Source organism: Acinetobacter sp. ABJ-A23_2, assembly GCF_044538765.1.
Taxonomy (GTDB): Bacteria; Pseudomonadota; Gammaproteobacteria; order Pseudomonadales; family Moraxellaceae; genus Acinetobacter; species Acinetobacter nosocomialis_A.
The window spans coordinates 1-713 of the sequence record NZ_JBIUCP010000117.1 but is presented as its reverse complement, the minus strand read 5'-3'; the positions used below and the strand labels follow the sequence as shown (position 1 = coordinate 713).

2 protein-coding genes are annotated in these 713 nt (G+C 25.5%); one reads left to right on the top strand and one right to left on the bottom strand.

Features of this window, described 5'->3' with window-relative positions:
• On the top strand, window positions 1-392 hold a 392-nt coding region (locus ACH63V_RS18110; RefSeq protein ID WP_396464324.1), incomplete at its 5' end, for a VOC family protein.
• Here the strand turns inward: ACH63V_RS18110 and ACH63V_RS18105 are convergent.
• Window positions 393-707, bottom strand: coding sequence for an AzlD domain-containing protein (locus tag ACH63V_RS18105; protein WP_396464323.1), 315 nt, complete (start codon window positions 705-707; stop codon window positions 393-395).
• Window positions 708-713 lie beyond the last annotated feature (6 nt).

The window sequence follows — 713 nt, the reverse complement described above, 5'->3', positions numbered from 1 at the left end:
ATATAACTATGATAGATCACATTGAATTAAAAGTAAGTAATTTAGATTTAGCTTATAATTTTTATACTTATCTATTAGAGAGTATAGGATACAAATGTTTAAAAAAACGAAAAGATGATAATGAAAATATAATTGCTTACGGTTTTGGAATGAATAATAGAGTTTATTTCTGGATAGCGAGTAGTTCAGAAGATGGTATCCGTAGTAAAGTACATCTTGCTTTTTCAGCTAAATCAAAAGATGAGGTTATTGCTTTTCATAAAATGGGCTTAGAAATTGGAGCCAAAGATAATGGAAAACCAGGATACCGCTTGAACTATAGTACTAATTATTATGCCTCTTTTCTTATTGATATAGATGGTAATAATATTGAAGCAGTTTTAAGAGAATAATTAACTCAGGTTTGTAAAATTCTTAATAAAAATAAATACCAGTATCGAACCAATAATTGTCACAAGATTATTACTTTTAATCTGCAACAAGATAAATATAAATATGAATGAAATAATAGCTGATAAAAAGTTCTTCTGTATTTCAGTTATAAAAAAATAGACTGACATAGGTATAAAAACACATATTGGTAAAACTTGCTCAATATTATCTAATGTTTCACTATTTAGTCTATTTTTTACAAATGCAGGTGCTATTCTGACAATAACACTTATAGAAAATAATATTACAACACCAATTAATAGTTTTGTATTCATTTAAAT

Bases quoted from the DNA above. Each gene is read 5' to 3' on its own strand.
- ACH63V_RS18105 (WP_396464323.1), bottom strand. From the start codon at position 707: ATGAATACAAAACTATTAATTGGTGTTGTAATATTATTTTCTATAAGT.